This is a genomic window from Micromonospora sp. CA-244673, assembly GCF_050948395.1.
Taxonomy (GTDB): Bacteria; Actinomycetota; Actinomycetes; order Mycobacteriales; family Micromonosporaceae; genus Micromonospora.
Window position 1 is genome coordinate 3,634,295 of the sequence record NZ_CP192019.1, and the last position, 14,784, is coordinate 3,649,078.

10 protein-coding genes are annotated in these 14,784 nt (G+C 70.9%); 4 read left to right on the forward strand and 6 right to left on the reverse strand.

Translation table 11 applies throughout. The annotated features are described in order from the left end of the window. Window positions 1-2 precede the first annotated feature (2 nt). Window positions 3-983: a LacI family DNA-binding transcriptional regulator gene (locus ACQP12_RS16900; protein WP_433289303.1), complete on the reverse strand. Its 981-nt coding sequence runs from the start codon at window positions 981-983 to the stop codon at window positions 3-5. Between the two features lie 205 nt (window positions 984-1,188). Here ACQP12_RS16900 and ACQP12_RS16905 point away from each other — a divergent pair, with 205 nt between their 5' ends. The 4 genes from ACQP12_RS16905 to ACQP12_RS16920 are packed head-to-tail and all read left to right on the forward strand — an operon-like array spanning window position 1,189 to window position 6,679. Beyond that, window positions 1,189-2,457, forward strand: a complete 1,269-nt coding sequence (locus tag ACQP12_RS16905; protein WP_433280006.1) for an extracellular solute-binding protein — start codon at window positions 1,189-1,191, stop codon at window positions 2,455-2,457. After that, on the forward strand, window positions 2,454-3,452 hold the full coding sequence (locus ACQP12_RS16910) for a carbohydrate ABC transporter permease (RefSeq protein WP_357950759.1): 999 nt from the start codon (window positions 2,454-2,456) through the stop codon (window positions 3,450-3,452). The genes ACQP12_RS16905 and ACQP12_RS16910 overlap by 4 nt, the downstream gene beginning before the upstream one ends. Further along, a complete protein-coding gene (locus ACQP12_RS16915) occupies window positions 3,449-4,315 on the forward strand; it encodes a carbohydrate ABC transporter permease (RefSeq protein WP_357950831.1) in 867 nt (288 codons plus the stop codon). The genes ACQP12_RS16910 and ACQP12_RS16915 overlap by 4 nt, the downstream gene beginning before the upstream one ends. A gap of 39 nt (window positions 4,316-4,354) precedes the next feature. Beyond that, the gene (locus tag ACQP12_RS16920) at window positions 4,355-6,679 is read left to right on the forward strand and encodes a beta-glucosidase family protein (RefSeq protein WP_433280008.1); all 2,325 of its coding nucleotides are present in this window, start codon (window positions 4,355-4,357) and stop codon (window positions 6,677-6,679) included. Between the two features lie 50 nt (window positions 6,680-6,729). Here the strand turns inward: ACQP12_RS16920 and ACQP12_RS16925 are convergent, their stop codons facing one another. Genes ACQP12_RS16925 through ACQP12_RS16945 form a run of 5 tightly spaced genes read right to left on the reverse strand, consistent with a single transcriptional unit; the run spans window position 6,730 to window position 14,770 of the window. Beyond that, complete coding sequence (locus tag ACQP12_RS16925; RefSeq protein WP_433280010.1) at window positions 6,730-8,865, reverse strand: alpha-glucuronidase; 2,136 nt, start codon at window positions 8,863-8,865, stop codon at window positions 6,730-6,732. Then, window positions 8,852-10,885 (reverse strand): beta-galactosidase, encoded by a 2,034-nt coding sequence (locus ACQP12_RS16930; RefSeq protein WP_433280012.1) that lies wholly within the window; start codon window positions 10,883-10,885, stop codon window positions 8,852-8,854. Before ACQP12_RS16930 ends, ACQP12_RS16925 begins: the two co-directional genes overlap by 14 nt. Further along, window positions 10,882-11,571, reverse strand: a complete 690-nt coding sequence (locus tag ACQP12_RS16935; protein WP_433280014.1) for a DUF624 domain-containing protein — start codon at window positions 11,569-11,571, stop codon at window positions 10,882-10,884. Before ACQP12_RS16935 ends, ACQP12_RS16930 begins: the two co-directional genes overlap by 4 nt. Continuing rightward, window positions 11,568-13,100 (reverse strand): GH39 family glycosyl hydrolase, encoded by a 1,533-nt coding sequence (locus ACQP12_RS16940; protein ID WP_433280016.1) that lies wholly within the window; start codon window positions 13,098-13,100, stop codon window positions 11,568-11,570. The genes ACQP12_RS16935 and ACQP12_RS16940 overlap by 4 nt, the downstream gene beginning before the upstream one ends. Window positions 13,101-13,132: 32 nt before the next feature. Continuing rightward, window positions 13,133-14,770, reverse strand: coding sequence for an ABC transporter substrate-binding protein (locus ACQP12_RS16945; RefSeq protein WP_433280018.1), 1,638 nt, complete (start codon window positions 14,768-14,770; stop codon window positions 13,133-13,135). Window positions 14,771-14,784 lie beyond the last annotated feature (14 nt).

Here is a 14,784-nt window from a genome sequence, read left to right on the forward strand (position 1 = left end):
CGTCAGCGGTAGGGGCGGCAGGAGGCCCGGACGACCAGCTCGGTGGGGAGCCGGATGTGCGTGTCGCGCTCGACGCCGGCGATCAGGTCGATGAGCAGGCGCAACGCCTCGGCGCCCATGCGCTGCAGCGGTTGCATGATCGTCGTCAGCGGGGGGTTCACCAGCGCCGACTCCGGGACGTTGTCGAAGCCGATGACGGACAGGTCGTCGGGCACCGCGAGGCCCATGCCGCGGGCGACGTCCATCGTGGAGATCGCCGAGAGGTCGTTGCCCGCGAAGATCGCCGTCGGCCGGTCCGGGAGCGAGAGCAGCTCCGCGGCCGTACCGGCGGCGGTCTCGGTCCGGAACCCGCCGACGCGCACGATCCTCTCGTCGACCGCCACGTCGGCGTCGGCCATGGCCTTGCGGAAGCCCGCCTCGCGCAGGCGCGCCGACTCGAGGTCGGGGCGCCCGCTGATGTGCCCGATGCGGCGGTGGCGGAGCGAGAGCAGGTAGTTGGTGGCGAGCACGGCGCCGGCGAAGTTGTCCGAGTCGACGGTGGGCAGGCCGGATGGGCCGGTATGGGGGTCGACGGCCACGACATGGAAGCCGTGCTTGGTCTCGATCACGGTCGGCGTGACGATCACGGCGCCGTCGATGAGGGTTCCGGACAGGCGGGCCAGCGAGCGCCGTTCCCAGCCTATGGCGGCACCCTCGCCGTCGCCGCTCGAGTAGGCCAACAGCTGGTACCCGCTGCCGGCGACCTCCCGGGACGCCCCCTTGAGCAGTTCGGTCGAGAACGGCTCGAACTCGGCGACCAGGATGCCCAGCACGTTCGTGCGGTGGCTGCGCAGGCTCTGCGCCCCCAGGCTGGCCTCGTAGCCCAGCTCGTGGATGACCTGCTGGACGCGCTCCACCGTCGCCTGGGCCACGCCGTAGCGACCATTCACAACCTTCGATACCGTTGCCACCGAGACGCCGGCGGTACGTGCCACGTCCGACATCTTGACGCGCTCGGGGAAGACCACCCGACGATGATAGAGCCGCCGCGTGGGTGCGGTCAGCAGTGACTCGAAAACGTTATCGATACCGATTGACACCCCCTTTCACGGCTGTAAAACTCCCCGCAGGCCGAGTACCGCGACTGCCTGACAGAGGAGAAAATCGATGGCGACGAAGCGGCGTGCAGGTGCCGCCCTGGCACTACTTATGGCAAGCGCTCTCGTCGTCGCTGGTTGCAACAGCGGCGGCGACGAGGGGACGTCCAGCGAGGGTGAGCTGTACAAGAACCCCGTGACCCTGACCTGGTGGCACAACGCCCCCCAGGACGGGCCGGGCAAGACCTACTGGGAGAAGGTCGCCAAGGACTTCTCCGCGCTCCACCCGACCGTCAAGATCGAGATCGAGGCGATCGAGACCAACCAGCTGCAGCGCACCCGGATCCCCGCCGCGCTGCTGAGCAACGACCCGCCGGACGTCTTCATGACGTGGGGTGGCGGCGAGATGGTCGAGCAGGTCGAGGCCGACTACCTCAAGGACCTCACCGACCAGGTCAAGACCGAGGTCGCCAACATCGGCAGCGCGGCCGAGATCTGGCAGGTGAACGGCAAGCAGTACGGCCTGCCGTTCCGCATGGGCATCGAGGGCATCTGGTACAACAAGGACATGTTCGCCCAGGCGGGCATCAGCGCGCCGCCGACCACGTTCGAAGAACTCAACGCCGCGGTCACGAAGCTCAAGGCCATCAACGTCACCCCGATCGCCGTGGGCGCCGGCGACAAGTGGCCCGCCGCCCACTGGTGGTACAACTTCGCGCTGCGCGACTGCTCGATCGACACCCTGAAGAAGGCGTCCAAGGAGAAGGTCTTCGACGACCCGTGCTTCGTGAAGGCCGGCCAGGACCTGAAGGCCTTCATCGACACCAAGCCGTTCCAGAACAACTTCATCGCCACGCCCGGCCAGAACGACCCGACCAGCGCCAACGGCCTGCTCGCCAACGGCAAGGCCGCGATGGAGCTGATGGGCGACTGGAACCGGGGCACCCTGGACAACGTCGCCACGGACAAGGCCAAGCTCGCCAAGTTCCTCGGCTGGTTCCCCGTTCCGGCGATCTCCGGTTCCGCCGGTGACCCCAAGGCGGCCCTCGGCGGCGGCGACGGGTTCGCCTGCTCGAAGAAGGCCCCGGCCGAGTGCGTCGAGTTCCTCAAGTACATCGCCAGCCCCGAGGTGCAGAAGGGCTACGCCGAGACCGGCACCGGGCTCCCCGTCGTCAAGGGCGCGGAGGCCGGCATCCAGGACCCGGCCCTGAAGTCCATCCTGCAGGCCACGTCCGAGGCGAGCTACGTCCAGCTCTGGCTCGACACGGCCTACGGCAGCACCGTCGGCACCGCGATGAACGACGGGATCGTCGGCATCTTCTCGGGCAAGGGGACGCCGGAGAAGGTCGTCGCGGGGATGAAGGCAGCCGCAAGCAAGTGACCTCCACCGACCAAACCCGGTTCCCCGCCGGCGGCGTGTCCGCGCCGCCGGCGGGTCACCGGCCCGCCGGGGGCTCGTCCTCCCGCCGGGCCGAGACCCGCCGTAAGTGGTACGAGATCATCGGGCTCACGACGCCGGCGCTCGTCGTCTACGTGATGTTCGTGCTGGTGCCGATGGGCTTCGCGGTCTACTACAGCCTCTACCGGTGGCGTGGGGTCGGGCCCCCCACCGAGTACATCGGCTTCAAGAACTACACGCTCGCCTTCCAGGACCCGATCTTCCTCGACGCGTTGCGCAACAACGCGATCATCGTGTTCGGGTCGCTGCTGATCCAGGGCCCCGTCGCCCTGGGCATCGCCCTGCTGCTCAACCGCCGCTTCCGCGGGCGCTCGGTGTTCCGCCTGCTGGTGTTCGTGCCCTACGTGCTCGCCGAGGTCACCGTCGGCATCATGTGGAAGCTGATCCTGGCCGAGGGTGGCACGGTCGACGCGCTGCTGCGGTCCCTGGGACTGGGCAGCCTCGTGCAGGCCTGGCTCGCCGACCTCGACGTCGTCATCTGGACGCTGCTGTTCGTCCTCACCTGGAAGTACGTCGGCTTCGCCATCATCCTCCTGCTCGCCGGCCTGTCGAACGTGCCGCACGAGCTGACCGAGGCCGCCGCGATCGACGGCGCGAGCTGGTGGCAGACCCAGCGCCACGTCACCCTCCCGCTGCTGGGGCCGACGATCCGGATCTGGATGTTCCTGTCGATGATCGGTTCGCTGCAGGTCTTCGACGTGATCTGGGTGACCTCGGTGCCCGCGGTGCGGTCGCTCGGGGCCTCCGGAACCATGGCGACGTACATGGTGGACAACGGGTTCTTCGCCCGACTGTGGGGCTACGGCAACGCGGTCGCCGTGATCCTCTTCGTCATCTCGTTCGTCGCGGCGCTGCTGTTCCAGCGCTTCATCCTCCGCCGGGACATCGAGGGCGCCATCACCAGAAGGGCGAACTGACCGTGGCCACGAACCTCGTTCATTCCCCGTCCGCCGAACGCCGGCCGATGTCGTGGGGCACCCCGCTCACGTACGCGCTGGCACTCGCGGTCGCGGCCGTGTCGATCACCCCGATCCTCTACGTGATCGTCGGCGGTTTCCGCACCACCCCGCAGATCGTCGACGACCCGGCCGGCCTGCCCGACCCGTGGGTCCTCGACAACTACACCCGGGTGCTGACGCAGGGCAAGTTCTGGCAGCAGGCGTTCAACAGCGGGGTGATCGCCCTCGGCACCACGCTCGGCGTCGTGGTGCTCGGCATGGCCGCCGCATTCGTGCTGGCCCGGTACACCTTCCGGGGGCGGGAGGGGCTCTACACCTTCTTCACGCTCGGCCTGCTCTTCCCGGCCGGGGCGGCGATCCTGCCGCTCTACCTGATGCTGCGAGACCTGAACCTGATCAATTCCTACTACGCCGTGATCCTCCCGCAGGTCGCCTTCCAGCTGCCGCTGACGATCGTGATCCTGCGACCCTTCCTGTCCGCCATCCCCCGCGAGTTGGAGGACGCCGCGGCGATCGACGGCGCGAGCCGGCTCGGCTTCCTCTGGCGCATCGCGCTGCCGCTGTCGCGGCCCGCGCTCGTCACCGTCGGCGTCCTCGCGTTCGTGGCGAGCTGGAACGCGTTCCTGCTGCCGCTGCTCGTCCTCGGCGATGTCAGCCTGCACACCCTGCCGCTGGGGGTGCAGAACTTCTCGAGCCAGTTCTCCACCGACACCGCGGGCGTCCTCGCCTTCACGTCCCTGGCGATGCTGCCGGCGCTGTTCTTCTTCACCCTCGCGGAGAAGCAGATCGTCGGTGGCCTGCAGGGCGCGGTCAAGGGCTGAGCGACAGCGGTACCAGCACAATCAAAGGAAAGGCACAGCATGACTGAGGTCCACGCGGTGGTGGGCGGGCCGGCGCCGGCCCAGGCAACTCCCGACCACGATCGGCCGGACGGACACACCGGCGAGGCGCGCGTCCGTGACCTGCTCGGCCGGATGACGATCGAGGAGAAGGTCGCGCAGCTCGTCGGCTTCTGGGAGAAGGAGGACGGCGAGGCGGTCGCACCCCTGCAGGGCGAGTTCGGCGACGACGTCAAGCTCGAGGACTTCGCCCGGCACGGACTCGGCCATCTCACCCGGGTCTACGGCACCCGCCCGGTCGACGCCGCGGCCCGCGCGGCCTGGCTGTGGAGATTCCAGCGGGACCTGGTGACGGGCACCAGGCTGGGCATCCCGGCGATCGTCCACGAGGAGTGCCTCACCGGGCTCTCGGCGTGGAAGGCGGCCACCTTCCCCACCCCGCTGGGCTGGGGCGCCGCGTTCGACCCCGAGCTCGTCACCGAGATGGCCGCGGCGATCGGGGCCTCGATGCGGGCGCTGGGCATCCACCAGGGCCTCGCCCCGGTGCTCGACGTGATCCGGGACCCGCGCTGGGGCCGGGTCGACGAGTGCATCGCCGAGGACCCCTACCTGGTCGGCACCATCGGCACGTCGTACGTGCGCGGCCTCCAGTCGCAGGGCGTCCACGCCACGCTGAAGCACTTCGCCGGCTACTCCGCGTCGCGCGCCGGGCGCAACTTCGCCCCGGTGCACGCCGGCCCTCGGGAGCTCGCCGACGTGCTGTTCCCGCCGTTCGAGATGGCGATCCTCGACGGGAACGCGCGCAGCGTCATGCACTCCTACACCGAGATCGACGGCGTGCCCGTGGCCGCCGATCCGACGATGCTGACCGGCGTGCTGCGGGACAGCTGGGGCTTCGACGGCACGGTGGTGTCCGACTACTACGGTGTCGCCTTCCTGAACCTGCTGCACCACGTCGCGGCCGACCACGCGGGGGCGGCCGCGCAGGCGCTGGCCGCGGGAGTCGACGTCGAACTCCCGACGGGCGACGCCTATCTGACCCTGCGCGAGCAGGTGCGGGCCGGCAAGCTCGACGAAGCGCTCATCGACCGGGCGGTGCTGCGGGTCCTGCGCGAGAAGCTGGAACTCGGGCTGCTCGACGCCACGTTCAGCGACGAGCCGCCCCGGGCGGTCGACCTCGACTCGCCGGAGCACCGGGCGATCGCCCGCCGCCTCGCCGAGGAGTCGGTCGTCCTGGTCGCCAACCAGGGCGTCCTTCCGCTGCCCGCGGGCCGGCGCGTGGCGGTCATCGGTCCCAACGCGGACCGGCAGGCCGCGCTCTTCGGGTGCTACTCCTTCCTCAACCACGTGCTCGTCCAGCACCCCGGCGTCGAGACCGGCATCGAGGTGCCGACGGTCCTCGACGCACTGCGTGCCGAGGTCGGCGCCGATCTCGTCACCTGGTCGAGCGGCTGCGACGTGGACAGCGACGACCGGTCCGGTTTCGACGAGGCGGTCGCCGTCGCGTCCGCCGCGGACGTCGCCGTCCTGGTCGTCGGGGATCACGCCGGCCTCTTCGGGCGTGGCACGGTCGGCGAAGGCTGCGACCGGGAGGACCTGGAGCTGCCCGGAGTCCAGCGCGAGCTCGTGGAGGCCGTGCTGGCCACGGGCACCCCCGTCGTCCTCGTGCTGCTCACCGGCCGGCCGTACGCGATCGGCTGGGCGCTGTCGCGCTGCGCTGCGGTGGCGCAGGCGTTCTTCCCCGGCGAGGAGGGAGCCGGAGCGATCGCGGGCGTGCTGTCCGGGCGGGTCAACCCGTCGGGCAAGCTGCCGGTCAGCCTGCCCGGCTCGGCGGGGGCGCAGCCGTACTCCTACCTGCACCCCGCGCTCGGCGAGGGCAGCGAGGTGACCAACCTGCCGGCGACCCCCGCGGCGGAGTTCGGCCACGGCCTGTCGTACACGACGTTCGCGCACACCGGCCTCGGCGCGCCGGCGACGGCACCGACCGACGGGGCGGTGCACGTGACGGTGCGCGTGACGAACACCGGCGCGGTGGCCGGCGACGACGTGGTCCAGCTCTACGGCCGTGACCTGGTGGCCTCGGTGACCCGGCCGGTGGCGCAACTGCTCGGCTACCGGCGGGTCCACCTGGCCCCGGGCCAGTCGGTCACCGTCGAGCTGACGGTCCCCACCACTCGCCTGGCCTTCTCCGACCGCACGCTCACCCGGGTCGTGGAGCCCGGCGACGTCGAACTCTGGATCGGCACGAGCGCCCGCCGGGACACGGAGGCGCTGACCACCCTGGTCGGTGACACCGTGCCGGTCACCACCGACGCTCCGCGCTGGACGACGACCGAGATCAGGTGAGGTCGGTCCGCCGGGCGTCCCCCGTAGACGCCCGGCGGACCGGCACACGCTCAGTGGATGGGCCGTCCTCGGGCGTCCGGCACCCCGGACTTGCGGAAGAAGTAGGCGTTGACCTGGTCCCGCCACTCCTGCGCGCAGCGCAGCTGTTCGTCGAGGCGTTCGCGCACCCGGTCGTACACCCCCGGGTCGAGCCGCCCGGCGAGCCCCTCCCACCGCCGCCGCATGGTGACCACTTGCTCGTACCCGGCGAAGTGGGTGTCGTAGATGTGCTGGATGACGGTGGACCCGTCGTGCAGCAGGTGCCCGTACGGCACGTGGTGGAAGAAGAGCAGCAGCTCGTCGGGGCACCGGTCGGGTGACTCGTACACGTCGCGCCACGGCGGCGGAAACTGCCCCGTGAATCCGGTGCCCGAGGTCCGAGTGCGGTCGACGCCCACGCCGTCCCGATCGGCGAAGTGGTAGGTGCCCCAGGGGGTGTACTCGTAGCCGTCCACGTCGGGGCCGTAGTGGTGACCGGGGCGGACCATGAAGCCGACGCCCAGCGGCGCGGTGTAGCGCTCGTAGGTCCGCCACGAGTCGTCCATGATCGCGTGCAGCGCCCGGCGCACCGGCCCGGGACAGCCCGGCGCCGGCCGCACGAAGGTGAGGTCGATCCACTCGTCGAGCACCGCCACCGGATCCAGGCGGGGATCCCAGGCCAGCCGGCCGAACGCGTACAGGTTCGCCTGCGCGAGCGGGTGCCCGGTCCAGAACGGGTCGTCGCCCACGTTGGAAACCCCCACCAACCCGCCGCCGGCCGCCACGTCGGCGACCGTCGGCCCGCCGTCGCCCCACGGCGCGAACCCGAGCACCTCGCTCCACCAGGGAGCCAGGTAACAGACGTGCCGCTGCTGGCCGGTGTACTCCTGGGTCGCCTGGAACTCCACCGCCAGCCGGGTGTTCGGCATGGCCGCGAGCACCGGGGACACCGGCTCCCTCGGCTGGAAGTCCATGGGCCCGTGCTTCACCTGCAGGATCACGTTGTCGCGGAACCGCCCGTCGAGGGGCGTGAAGTGGTCGTGGGCGGCGCGGGCCCGGTCGGTCGACCGGTCGCGCCAGTCCTGGCGGTGGTCGTAGATGAAGGCCCGCCAGTGCACCACGCCCCCGAACGGCGCCAGCGCGTCGGCGAGGAGATTCGCGCCGTCGGCGTGGCTGCGCCCGTACGCGAACGGGCCCGGCTGCCCCTCGGAGTCCGCCTTCACCACGTAGCCGCCGAAGTCGGGGATGCTCTCGTACACGTCCCGGGTGGTGTCGGCCCACCACGTCCGCACGCCGTCGACCAGAGGATCCGCGGTCGGTAGGCCGCCGAGGGCGACGGGTGCGGCGAAGCTGACCGACAGGTGCACGCGGATCCCGTACGGCCGCAGGACGTCCGCGATCGCGGCGACGTCGCCGAGCCCGTCGGTCAGCAGGCGCGCCTCGGTGGCATGGACGTTCACGTTGTTCACCGAGACCGCGTTGACGCCGCAGGCGGCCAGCAGTCGCCCATAGGCGCCGACCCGGGTCAGGTCGTCGCGCCGGGCGCCGTCCCGCCAGAAGATGGATCCGCCGGCGTAGCCGCGCTCGACCTGCCCCGTCACCGGGTGCACGTCGACGTTGTCCCAGTGGTCGAGCATGCGCAGCCGCACGGCCGGGCGGTGCAGTTCCGTCGGGCGAGTCAGGCCGAACGCCGACTCGCCGAGCCGGACCAGGTGGAACAGGCCGTAGAGCAGGCCGGCGGGCGCCTCGGCCAGCACCACCGTGACCTCGGCGTGCCGGGCCAGCAGGAAACCCTCCTCGCCGAGCGCGCCGGCCCCGTGGCGCCGCTGGTACCCGACCTGGACCGCGGCCGCGGTGACCGGCAGGAGGGCGGCCGGGACCAGCGCGAGCACCAGGTCGTACGGGGTGCCCGCGGCCGGCCGGTCGGGGGACGCCGGCCGCGGCGGGGGCCGGTCGGTGCTGCCGCCGTACCGGGCGCAGGCTCGGGAGATCTCGTCGCGGACCGTGTCGACGAGCACGCCGTCGCCGCAGACCAGACTGTGCCTCGCACCGATGGCGCCGAACGCCTCCGGCGGCAGCCAGGCGGCGTGCACACCGTCCGACCTGGCCGTGTTCACCGCACCTACCGGGTCGAGCGGGCCGATGGCGGCGGCCTCATGCGTCCGCACGGACCACCAGGACCTCCCGCGGGCCGAGCCGGACCGCCTGCCCGCCCTCGATCCGGTCGCCGCTGAGCAGGTCGACACCACCGCCGCAGGCGGCCACCTCGACGGGCTCGGCCCGGTGGTTGAGCAGGAAACGAAGTCGCGCCCCGCCCGGGGTGACCCGCACGGCGGACTCCAGATCCGGCACGTCCGCGTACGGTCCGGCCAGGCCGTGCCGGTCGAGTACCCGCCGGACCACCCAGGACACCCCCTCCTGATCCAGCCCGGCCCCCACGTACCAGCCGTCACCGGCGCCGAAGGCGTTCCTGGTGACGGCCGGGGTGCCGGCGTAGAAGTCGTCCTGGTAGGTGCCCAGGACCTCGGCCCCCTCGGGGATCACCAGCTCGAACAGCAGCCGTGCGGCCACCTCGACCCGGTCGGCGTCGGCCCGCAGGAGCACTGGGTTGACGAATCCCGGTGCGCGGGCGTCCCACTCGTCGACGCGCACGCCCATGAGCCGCCCGAGCGGGCCGGGCACATCCATCAGGAAGGCGTTGTCGTTCTCGTCCACCCGCCCCGACAGGAACGTCGTCAGCACCGAGCCGCCCCGCTCGGCCACCTCCGCGAGCCGCTGCGGGAGGTCGCCCTTGACCATGTGCAGCGCCGGCGCGACGACCACGTCGTAGCGGGACAGGTCCGCCGTCACCGCGACCACGTCGATGTCGACCCCCGCGTCCCAGAGCGCCCGGTGGTAGGCCAGCACCATCTGCTGGTAGCGGACCAGCCGGGAAGGGCCGTCGGAGATCTCCAGCGCCCACCAGCTGTCCCAGTCGAACAGCAGCGCGACCCGGGCCGGGGTCCGCGCGCCCAGCGTCGCCGCGCCGAGCCGGTCGAACTCGGCGCCGAGCTGTGCGACCTCCCGGAACACCCGGGTGTCCGACCGGCCCGAGTGGCCGATGACCGCGCCGTGGTACTTCTCGCTGGCCCCCCGCGAGGCGCGCAGCTGGAAGAACAGCACCGCGTCCGCGCCGTGTGCCACCGCCTGCCAGCTCCACAGCCGCAGCACGCCCGGCCGTTTCAGCGGGTTCACGTCCCGGCAGGCGGTGTGGCTCGGGGTCTGCTCCATCAGCCAGAACGGCTGGCCGTCCTTGAGCCCGCGCATCAGGTCGTGGGTCAGGGCCATCCAGGACGGTGAGCTGTCGTCCGGGGGATAGTTGTCCCACGAGGCGAAGTCGAGGTGGGGCGCCCAGCGGTGGTAGTCGATCGGCCGGTACATGCCCATGAAGTTGGTGGTGACCGGAACGCTCGGGCTGGCCTCCCGGATCGCCGCCTTCTCGTGGAGGTAGTTGGCCAGCATGGCGTCGGACATGAACCTGCGGTAGTCCAGGGTGATCCCCGGGAAGGCCGTGTGGTCCGGCCCCCGCCAGTGCTCGGTGAGGGCCGACGGCGGCTCGATCTGGTCCCAGTCGGTGAAGGTGTGCGACCAGAAGGTGGTGTACCAGGCCGCGTTGAGCGCCTCCAGCGTGCCGTACCCCCGGCGCAGCCAGTCCCGGAAGCCCGCGGCGCACTGGGGGCAGTAGCAGGCGCCGCCGTACTCGTTGCCGACGTGCCACGCGACGATCGACGGGTTCGCGGCGTAGCGCCGGGCGACCCGCTGGGCCAGCTCGGCGGAGAGCCGGCGGAACACCGGGGAACTGGGGCACGAGTTGTGCCGCTGGCCGAACCCGTGCCGCCGTCCCTCGAAGTCCGTGCGCGTCACCTCGGGATGGGCGCGGGCCAGCCACGCCGGGTGGGCGCCCGTTCCGGTCGCCAGGCAGATCCTCCGGCCCTCGGCGGTCGCGCGCGCCACGATGCGGTCGAGCAGCGTGAAGTCGCAGACGTCCGGGGCGGGCTGGGTCAGCGCCCAGTCGAAGACGCCCAGGGTGACGAGATCGATCCGGGCCAGGTCGAAGAGCTGGTAGTCCTGGTCCCACACCGGCTCGGGCCACTGCTCGGGGTTGTAGTCCCCACCGAAGGGCACCTTGGCGGTGACCGGGAGGCTCACGCGGTGAACTCGTTCCGGATCATGGCGATCATCGGGTCGCTGCCACGCAGCAGGGCCAGCACCAGCACCGCGCCCAGCGCCACCAGCAGCGCCTCCGAGGTGACCAGCACCAGGGCGGCCGCCGCGGCCAGCAGGCCGGCGACGCCCAGCGTGCCGACGGGGGCACGCAGGACGAAGAACCGGGCCAGCCGGATGACGTCCCGCACCCGGAAGGCGAACAACGAGGTGATCACCAGCGCGTTGAGGCCGACCAGGGCCGCGCCCGCCCCGACCAGCACCAGCGGCACCGCCCACCAGCGGGGCAGGGCCGCGGCCGACAGGTGGGCGAGGTTGACGGCGATGACGGTCAGCCACAGCAGCAGCGGAATCCAGATCAGCAGGGCGTCCCGGAGGTTGGTCCGATAGCCGCGCCAGAAGACCCGCGCGGGGCGCAGGTCGGTCAGGTCCGGGCGCTGGTGGTGCAGCGTGTAGAACGCGGCGGAGAGAGCGGGTCCGAGCGGGACCGCGCAGGCCGCGACCAGCGGAAGGTTGCTGACGTCCCGATCCAGCAGCGCGAGCGCGACCAGGCCGGGCGCGGTGGTGACCAGCAGCAGCAGTTCCACCACCAGCAGGATGTAGATCAGCGCCGCGGCGCGGGACAGCGGACCGTCGCCGAACTGGCGCCGGGCCCGCACGACCTCACTCATGCCGACTCCTCTCCGGCGGCCTGGCCGAGCAGCCGCTCGTCCGCCCACCACGGCGGGGTCTCGTCAGTGACGGCGGTGATCTCGGCCAGGGTCACCTCGTGCCGGGAGAGGTGCAGGTCGAGCGCGACGCGGCCGGCCACGATCGGCAGGTTCGCGTGCCGCCGCGCGGGCTCGGCCGCCTCCCGCAGGGCGTTCAGCTGGCGAGCGTGCGGGGAGCGCGGCCGCCCCATCTCGCACCACGCCCGCCAGGCGTTGCCCGCCTCCTCGCTGACCGACGAGCGCAGCAGGAAGGCGGAGGTCGCCCCGGGCGACGGCAGCGGCAGGGACAGCCGCACCGTGTGGACCTCGGGGACCGGCTCGCGGCCGGTGACGTCCACGGGCGCCCAGGCCAGCACCGTGATCCGGCCGGTGGAGTCGCGGGTGGCCAGGTGATCCGGGCCGCGCGCGAGGACCTGGTCACCCATCCGGGCCAGGAAGGCGTACAGGTGGTAGGTCGGCTTCTTGACCTGGCGGTGGGTGAGCAGGCCGAAGCCGCCGTGGAACAGCGAGGTCGGCACCCCCTCCTCCTCGAACATGTCGCTGAAGGTCCAGTAGGAGAAGGAGTCGACCAGGTCCCCGCCGGCGGTCACCACCGGGGCGAGGTACGCGGCGTGGAATGCGGTGTCGTGGATCGGGTTGTCCGGCCGGTAGGAGGAGTTGAACTCGGTGATGTGCACGGGCAGCCCCGCCAGGGCGGTGTCGCGCAGCAGTTCGCGCGGGGTGGCGAACTGCTCCAGCAGCCGGGAGGCGGGGGTCAGCGTCTGATGCACCCCGAACGGCACGTGCTGGGCCGGCCCGGAGGTGTAGGCGTGCTTGCTGACGAAGTCGATCGGCACCGACCGGGCGGCGACGAAGTCGGCGAAGCGGGGCAGCCATTCGTCGGCGCCGGGGGAGAGTGCCGGGCCACCGACCTGGAGGTCGGCGTCGACCTCCTTCACGGCGTGCGCGGTCACCTCGTACAGCCGGTGGTAGGCGGCCTCGTCCGCGCCCTGCCAGAAGTGGGTGAGATTGGGTTCGTTCCACACCTCGATCGGCCAGCCGCGGACCTCGTCGAGCCCGTAGCGGTCGACGAGGTGGGTGATCGTGGCCCGGACCAGGTCCACCCACTCGCTCCAGGACCGTGGCGGGGTGACGTTGCCGCGCCACCAGAACACCGTCTGGTCACCGGAGGCGAGGCCGGAGGGCATGAAACCCAGCTCCAGGAAGGGGCGGATGCCGAGTTCGAGGTAGGTGTCGACCACCTGGTCGACGTACGTGAACGCGTGGCGCACGTGCCGTGCCCGGCGGTACTCGTAAGGCCGGTGGACACCCGTGCCGTCGCTCAGCAGCCCGTGGCCGCGGATGTGCCGGAAGCCGATCGCGCGCTGGATCAGCGCCAGCGAGTCCTGGTGGTCCCGCCGCAGGGCGAGGTCGAACCGGCCGGTGCCGACGCAGGCGCGCCAGGCATCGCCCAGCCGGCCCGTGGCCTGATCCGGCACGACGATCCGCATGCCCGTCTCCTCCGCCCTGCGGCCGGCGGTGGTCAGCCGTGGTTCTTCTGGTAGCGGTCGTACGCCTTGTTGACGACGTCCACGTAGGAGCCCATGTTCTTGCCGTTGAGCTCGTTGACGTACGCGTCCCACTCGCCGAGGGCGCGCTGGCCCAGGATGAACTTCAGCGTGTTCGCGTAGACGTAGTCCTTCAGCGGCGTCTCCCAGAGGGTCACCTGCTCGCGTTCGGCGTCGCTGAGCGGGTGCGGCGGCGCGACCGCGTGGTTCGGGCGCGCGTTGAGCACCTTCTGGAACTCCATCTCCTCGGGCGAGAAGAAGGACTGGACCAGCTCGAGGGGGCCGCCGTAGGCGAAGATGCCGTTGTAGAAGCCGAAGTCCTTCTGCAGGTGCTTCGTTCCCTTGGGGTTGAGCCCGATGACGTCGACATCGGCGGCGAGGGTGCGCTTGCCGGACGAGTCCTTGGTGTAGGTGGTGCCCTCGACACCCCACTTGGCGAACTCCTGGCCGGCGTCCGAATACCAGAGCCAGTCGATGAACTGCATCATCGCCACGAAGTTCTTGCTGTCCCGGGCCTTCTTGGAGATCATGATGCCGTTTTCGAGCCGGGGCGCCGGGTTCATCGGTCCGGCCGGCCCGATCGGGAACGGGATCTTGGCCATCCGCGCGTCCGGCAGCGTCGTGGCCATGTCCTTCCGGTAGTCGTTGACCAGGGTCTGGGCGTTGCTGCTGATCACGAATGACTTGCCGCTGGCCAGCTTCTGGCGGGCCTGGTCGTCGGTCTGGGTGAAGGTCTCCGGGTCGAGCAGCCCTTCGGCGACCAGCTTGTGCAGGTACTCCAGGAGCGCCTTGTACTTCTCCGACGCACCGGTGTAGACGAACTTCTTGGCGCTCGCGTCCCAGCTGGTGTGCTGGAAGTTCCAGCCGGCACCTTCCAGGCCGTAGGCGAGGGCGAGCATGTTCAGCAGGTTGCCGGCGGGGTTGGGCTTGCCGAACCGGTCGGAGAACGGGTAGACGTTCGGGTACCTGGCCTTCATCGCCTTGAGCATGGTGTAGACGTCGTCCCAGGTCTGCGGGACCGGGATCCTGAGCTCCTCCAGGATGTCCATCCGGACCGCGAGGGTGTAGTCCTGCCAGGGCTTCTCGTGCAGGCCGGGCAGCAGATAGAACTTGCCGTCCTCCTGCCGCAGCGTGTCGATCTCCGGCTGGAGGCTCCACTTCTCGATGCGGTCCTTGAAGTTCGGCATCAGGTCGAGGTAGTCGCTGACCGGGAGGATCGCGCCCGAGGAGACGTACGCCTCCTCCTGCGGGTGATAGGTCTTGGGAATGATGAACGGGGCGTCACCGGCGCCGACCAGGACGCTGCGCTTCTGCTCGTAGTCGCTCAGCGGCACGGCCACCGGATCGATCTTGACGCCGGTGCGCTTGGACAGCTCCGACCAGAACAGCCAGTCGTCCTTCAGCGGGTAGTTCGGGTGGTTGTTGTAGAGCATCGAGAAGGACACCGGCACGGTGGCCTTGAACTGGTCGCCGACGCCGTACTCGTCCATCGCGCCGGCCCGGTTGTCGCCGAGGTCCTTCTCGTCGGCCTGGTCGTCGCCGCAGCCGGCCATCGAGACGACGGCGGCCGCGCCGGCGGCGGCCAGCAACTGGCGCCGGGATAGCTGGACCATGGGGAGTTCCTTTC

Bases quoted from the DNA above. Each gene is read 5' to 3' on its own strand.
- ACQP12_RS16900 (WP_433289303.1), bottom strand. From the start codon at position 983: ATGTCGGACGTGGCACGTACCGCCGGCGTCTCGGTGGCAACGGTATCG.
- ACQP12_RS16905 (WP_433280006.1), top strand. From the start codon at position 1,189: ATGGCAAGCGCTCTCGTCGTCGCTGGTTGCAACAGCGGCGGCGACGAG.
- ACQP12_RS16920 (WP_433280008.1), top strand. From the start codon at position 4,355: ATGACTGAGGTCCACGCGGTGGTGGGCGGGCCGGCGCCGGCCCAGGCA.
- ACQP12_RS16935 (WP_433280014.1), bottom strand. From the start codon at position 11,571: ATGAGTGAGGTCGTGCGGGCCCGGCGCCAGTTCGGCGACGGTCCGCTG.
- ACQP12_RS16940 (WP_433280016.1), bottom strand. From the start codon at position 13,100: ATGCGGATCGTCGTGCCGGATCAGGCCACGGGCCGGCTGGGCGATGCC.
- ACQP12_RS16945 (WP_433280018.1), bottom strand. From the start codon at position 14,770: ATGGTCCAGCTATCCCGGCGCCAGTTGCTGGCCGCCGCCGGCGCGGCC.